This window comes from Rhodococcus sp. NPDC057014 (assembly GCF_042673295.1).
Classification (GTDB): domain Bacteria; phylum Actinomycetota; class Actinomycetes; order Mycobacteriales; family Mycobacteriaceae; genus Rhodococcus_F.
Genome location: NZ_JBHUSF010000492.1, coordinates 1 through 4,383 on the forward strand (window position 1 = coordinate 1; position 4,383 = coordinate 4,383).

Here is a 4,383-nt window from a genome sequence, read left to right on the forward strand (position 1 = left end):
GTTGAGGAGTCTCTGGACTCGTCAACCACTCACGGGCGCGGAGCGCCTAGATCGAGACCGGGTACGCCGGCTCGGCGATCTCCGGGACGATCCGGTTCTCCACGAAGATGCCGTGCCAGACCATGAAGATCAGCACGGTCCACAGGCGACGGCTGTGATCGGACACGCCGTCCCGGTGATCGTTCAGCATCTTCGTGATCGCGACCTTGTCGAGCAGGTGATCGGTGCCCGAGGCCGCGATCTGCTCGTGCGCCCAGTCGAACAGTTCGGTCCCGCGCAGCCAGTGCCGCAACGGCACCGGGAAGCCCAGCTTCGCCCGATGGAGCACGTGGCCGGGGACGATCCCCTCCAGCGCCTGACGCAGCGCGTACTTGGTGGTGCTCTTGGTGATCTTCTGATCCAGCGGCACCCGCGACGCCACCTCGAAGACCTCCGGATCGAGGAACGGCACCCGCAGTTCGAGCGAATTGGCCATCGTCATCTTGTCGGCCTTGACCAGAATGTCGCCGCGCAACCACGTGAACAGGTCCAGGTGCTGCATCCGGGCCACCGGATCCCACCCCTGTGACTGCGCGTAGATCGGGTCGGTCACGTCACGGTGCGTCCACTCCGGCCGGAAGTCGCGCAGGACGGCCCGCAACTGCGCGTCGTTGAAGCTGCGCGCGTTGCCGTAGTAGCGCTCCTCCAGGGTCAGCGAACCGCGATGGAGCAGGCTCTTTCCGCGGGTGCCGTCGGGGATGCGCTCGGACAGCTTCCCGGCGGCCCTGCGCAGGCCCTTGGGCAGGTACTCGAACGGCTTCAACGAAATCGGCTCGCGGTAGATGGTGTAGCCGCCGAACAGTTCGTCGGCGCCCTCACCGGACAGCACGACCTTGACGTGCTTGCGCGCCTCCTTCGCCACGAACCACAGCGGAACCAGTGCCGGGTCGGCGACCGGGTCGTCGAGGTACCACACGATCTCGGGGATGGCGGCGGCGAACTCGGACGGGCTCACCACCTTCACCACGTGCCGTGCGCCGATCGCCTCGGCGGACTCGGCTGCGACGTCGACCTCGGAGTAGCCCTCGCGCTCGAAACCGGTCGTGAACGTGATCAGGTTCGGGTTGTGGCGCATCGCGAGCGCCGCAATCGCCGTCGAGTCGATGCCGCCCGACAGGAACGAGCCGACGGTCACGTCGGCGCGCATGTGCTTCGCGACCGAATCCTCGAGGGCCTCCGCGATCTCGCGGTACCGGGCCTGCTCGGTGCCCGCGGCGAACGGGCGCACCGGGAACGTGGGCGCGAAATAGCGGGTGATCACGGGTTCTTCGCCCGGGCGCACCCGCGCGAAGCACCCGGACTCGAGCCGGCGGATCTGCTTGTGGAGGGTTTCCGGCTCCGGCACGTACTGGAGGACGGTGTAGTGCTCGACCGCACGCGGATCGAGTTCGGTGCCGATGCCGATCAGGCTCGCCAGTTCCAGCAGGCTCTTCTTCTCGCTGCCGAACGCGGTGCCGCCGGTGCCCGTTGCCAGGAACAGCGGTTTGATGCCGAACGGATCGCGGGCGATGAACAATTCCCGCGTCTCGGTGTCCCAGATCGCGAATGCGAACATGCCGCGCAGGCGGCGGACGGCGTCCTCACCCCAGTAATGGAACGCCGCGACGATGGCCTCGCTGTCGCCCTCGGTGGCGAACTGCGCACCGAACTGCTCGGCGAGTTCGGCCCGCACCTCGAGGTAGTTGTAGATCTCGCCGTTGAACGTCAGCGCATAGCGTTCCGGGTTCTCCGCCGGACCCCACCGCAGTGGCTGGTGGGAGTGTTCGATGTCGATGATCGACAGGCGATTGAACCCGAAGACGAGGTGGTCGTCGTGCCAGGTCCCGTGCTCGTCCGGCCCACGGTGCCGCAGGCAGTGCATTGCCTGGTCGACCTGTGAGACGGCGTTGTCGCTGGTTTCTCCAGAGGTCAGTAGCCCGAGCAGTCCGCACACAGCGTCCGGTACCTCAATTCAGAATCTTGGAAGGCTCCACGAGGTGGAGGGGTCAGGGATCTCTGCCGGAAAGTATGCCGCAGATTGCCGACGCGTCCGGTTCGGGCCGCCGCAGGCACCGCCGCGGCCCGAACACCGGCACCGCCGCGGCAACGACAGCGACACATCGCCCGACCCGAGGATGGAGAGCCGCCACCTTTGGTCTACGCTGCGTAGTAATTGGGCCTTCCCATCGGGTGTGCCCTAGTGGAATTTGCGGCGATCAGGAAGGCGTGAACGTGGCGCAAGGTCGGATCCTTCGGCGGGCAGGGTTGGCAGTATCTTTGGGCATTGCTGCCTTGCTGCTGTCGGGTTGTTCAATCGACAACGAGGTGCTTCGTTTCGGGTGGCCTTCGGGCGTAACCCCGCAGGCGCACCGCATGCGTGAACTGTGGACCTGGTCGGTCATCGCCGCCCTCGTCATGGGTGTGCTGGTGTGGGGACTCACCTTCTGGGCGGTGATCTTCCACCGCAAGAAGAAGGACTCTCCCGAGTTCCCGCGTCAGACGGCATACAACGTGCCGCTGGAGCTGGCGTACACCGCAGTTCCGTTCGTCATCATCGCCGTGTTGTTCTACTTCACGGTGGTCGTGCAGAACCATGTCCTCGAGAAGGAGGACAACCCGAATGTAGTGGTGGATGTCACTGCGTACCAGTGGAACTGGAAGTTCGGCTACCGCTCCATCGATCTCGGTGAAGGTGGCGGTCTGTACGACGGTGTCGACCAGGAGGCGCAGGCCGCCGTCGAGTCCGCATCGGCGCCCGAGGCGGAGGGCGAGGGTGAGCACGCCGTGCCCGGGCCGATTCACGGCAAGACACCCCAGGACCTGTCCTACCTGCACTACGACAAGATCGAGACGATCGGCTCGAGCAACGAGATCCCGATCCTCGTCCTGCCGACCGGCAAGCGGATCCAGTTCGAACTGGCCTCGGCCGATGTCATCCACGCGTTCTGGGTGCCGGAGTTCCTGTTCAAGCGTGACGTGAACCCGAACCCCAAGGAGAACCACTCCGACAACGTCTTCCAGATCAGTGAGATCGAGAAGGAAGGTGCCTTCGTCGGGCGCTGCGCCGAGATGTGCGGCACGTTCCACGCGATGATGAACTTCGAGGTTCGTGCCGTGAGCCCGGACAAGTTCGCGCAGTACATCGAGTTGCGCAAGCCGGCGAGCGAGGGCGGCCGGGATCTGACCACGGCGGAGGCTCTGCAGGCCATCGGCGAGTCCCCCGTCGCGACGTCGACGTCTCCCTTCACCACCGACCGCGGCTACAAGCAGGCGAGCGGTGTCGAAGGTAACTGAACCTGCTGCTGATACCTCACTGACCAAGGACAAGTGCTGATATGAAGATCGAAGCCAAGCTCTTCGAGATCCTGACGGTATTCTTCATTCTCGTCGCGATCGTCTACGGCGTCTTCACCGCCGTTTCACGAACCGGTATCGAGTGGGCGGGTCTGACGGGCATCTGCCTGTCGGCGGGACTGACGCTGATCATCGGAACGTACTTCCGGTTCGTCGCCCGTCGCCTCGACACGCGTCCCGAGGACTACGAGGACGCAGAGATCGCCGACGGCGCAGGCGACCTGGGCTTCTTCAGCCCCGGTAGCTACTGGCCGATCCTGCTCGCCGCCGCGGCCGCGTTCGTCGCCGTCTCGATGGCGTTCTTCCAGCCGTGGATGATCGTGGTCGCCGTGGTTGCCGTGCTGGCCGCCGCTGCGGGTCTCGTCTTCGAGTACTACGTCGGGCCCGAGAAGCACTAGCCCACACTTTTGTGACGGCCGAAGGCGCCGAATCCCTCTGGGGTTCGGCGCCTTTTGCGTGTGTCGTCAGCCCTCGCGGTAGCGGGCGGTCGCCGCGGCGAGCCCACCGTCTACCAGGCGATCGGACGGGGCGTCTCGACCGGCACCACCGACTGATCGACGGCACCCAGCCCCTGGTCGTCGCCGTGCTGACAGGTCCACTGCTCGGTCAGCAGCCGCGTCCGGGCAGTGGTGGGGGCTTCTGCTCGGACGCCACCGCGCCCTCCGGTGTGGCGTGGTGGGCCTACCTCGTGCCGTGCGCCGGAATGCTGTCGCCGCCGGCGACCGGTCGTGTGGTTGATCGTCCTGTCCACGGTGGGCGGCTACGTCCTGTATGGCTCGTGCTGCGCAGCAGCGCAATCACGCGCGGGGTCTCAATGCCCTGATGTTCCTGATGGTGCCGGTGACGGCGATCTGGGGAGCGGCGGCGACCGTTCGGGGTCCTCACCGCGCTCGGACTTCTCCACGGCCTCGTGGCGGTCCCGCTCGCGTTCCGTGCACGGCCGCGCGGGGGAGGGGAGCGCGCACGGTCCGGACAGACGAACAGAGCCCCGAACCGGAAGCGGTTCGGGGC

Annotated in this window: 3 protein-coding genes; 2 read left to right on the forward strand and 1 reads right to left on the reverse strand. The window is 66.0% G+C overall.

All coding sequences use genetic code 11. The annotated features are described in order from the left end of the window. Window positions 1-46: 46 nt before the first annotated feature. On the reverse strand, window positions 47-1,972 hold the full coding sequence (asnB, locus tag ACFTZB_RS43515) for an asparagine synthase (glutamine-hydrolyzing) (RefSeq protein WP_378441888.1): 1,926 nt from the start codon (window positions 1,970-1,972) through the stop codon (window positions 47-49). A gap of 272 nt (window positions 1,973-2,244) precedes the next feature. On the opposite strand from asnB, the gene ACFTZB_RS43520 reads away from it, so the two are divergent. Further along, on the forward strand, window positions 2,245-3,312 hold the full coding sequence (locus tag ACFTZB_RS43520; protein WP_378441890.1) for a cytochrome c oxidase subunit II: 1,068 nt from the start codon (window positions 2,245-2,247) through the stop codon (window positions 3,310-3,312). A 41-nt stretch (window positions 3,313-3,353) separates the two neighbouring features. Further along, the gene (locus ACFTZB_RS43525) at window positions 3,354-3,770 is read left to right on the forward strand and encodes a cytochrome c oxidase subunit 4 (RefSeq protein WP_012688105.1); all 417 of its coding nucleotides are present in this window, start codon (window positions 3,354-3,356) and stop codon (window positions 3,768-3,770) included. Window positions 3,771-4,383 lie beyond the last annotated feature (613 nt).

What these genes read in the sequence shown, in the direction of transcription:
- ACFTZB_RS43525 (WP_012688105.1), top strand. Translation starts at nt 3,354, where the DNA reads ATGAAGATCGAAGCCAAGCTCTTCGAGATCCTGACGGTATTCTTCATT.